The organism is Azotobacter armeniacus, assembly GCF_054779355.1.
In genome coordinates this window covers 28,385-28,998 of record NZ_BAAGYK010000128.1, presented here as the reverse complement: position 1 = coordinate 28,998, position 614 = coordinate 28,385, and the positions used below count along the sequence as shown (strand labels likewise).

At 62.9% G+C, this 614-nt stretch carries 1 pseudogene; it reads left to right on the top strand.

From position 1 onward, the window contains the following. Positions 1–614 (top strand): annotated as a pseudogene (locus ACYVD0_RS17420) (IS630 family transposase); the annotation flags it as partial.

The window sequence follows — 614 nt, the reverse complement described above, 5'->3', positions numbered from 1 at the left end:
GTGCCCATGCCATCGTGCTCAGCCACAAGGGCTACAGCATCAACCAGATCAGCGACATTCTCGCCATCACACGCGAGACGGTATCGCTCTGGTTCGACGCCTGGGAGTCCACTGGACTGGAAGGGCTCAGGGACAAGGCACGCAGCGGCCGGCCGGCCATCTACGACGAGCGTGACCGGGAGCGACTGCAAGCCCTGGTGGCCGAGCATCCTCACCAGATCAGAACCGTCCAGGCGCGCCTGCAACGGGAAACCGGCAAGTCCTCCTGCACGACCACGGTCAAGCGGGCTTTAAAAAAATCTGGGCTATAGCTTCAAACGTGCCCGGCGGTCGCTGAAAGGACTGCGTGACGAGAGCGACTTCCGCGCCACGCAAGACCTGCTGGAGGAGCTTCGGCAGTGGGAGGAGCGCGGGGAAACCGAACTGTACTACTTCGACGAGAGTGGATTTTCGCAAAGGTCCGCCGTGCCCTATGCCTGGAGTCCCGTGGGCCAGCCACTGGAACTGCCGGCCTTCTCGCGTAGCCGGCGCCTGAACGTGCTGGGGTTTCTGAGCCCTCGGGGCAAGCTGATCCACCACACGACGACCGCTACCGTGACGACCGAAGTGGTCAT